This window comes from Pseudophaeobacter profundi (assembly GCF_029697505.1).
Classification (GTDB): domain Bacteria; phylum Pseudomonadota; class Alphaproteobacteria; order Rhodobacterales; family Rhodobacteraceae; genus Pseudophaeobacter; species Pseudophaeobacter profundi.
The window spans coordinates 1-350 of record NZ_JARJEF010000127.1 but is presented as its reverse complement, the minus strand read 5'-3'; the positions used below and the strand labels follow the sequence as shown (position 1 = coordinate 350).

Sequence of the window (350 nt, the reverse complement as noted above, 5' to 3'; positions counted from 1 at the left end):
GCCGACCTTCGCAGCAACACAGGAGGCCAGGCGTTCCCCCAGTGTGTGTTTGACCACTGGCAGATCCTCCCTGGTGACCCCCTGGAGCAGGGCACCCGCCCCTTCGGTGTTGTACAGGACACCCGCAAGAGGAAAGGGCTGAAAGAAGGACTTCCCGACCTGACACAATACTTGGACAAACTGTAAACAACAACCAGACAGAAAGACATGCCATGTATAAAGTCGTTCCAGCCCAAGAGAGGCCATACAGACGATATTTATTTTATAATTCAAATATTATGTTATTTTTATATATATATCGGGGGGCTGTTGTTATCTTGTTTCCATTTTTTATTAAATATTTGTAATAA

General features: G+C 45.4%; 1 protein-coding gene. It reads left to right on the top strand.

The genetic code is table 11. The features are described from left to right. On the top strand, positions 1–186 hold a 186-nt coding region (locus P2081_RS20515; RefSeq protein ID WP_278924638.1), incomplete at its 5' end, for a hypothetical protein. Positions 187–350: the final 164 nt, after the last annotated feature.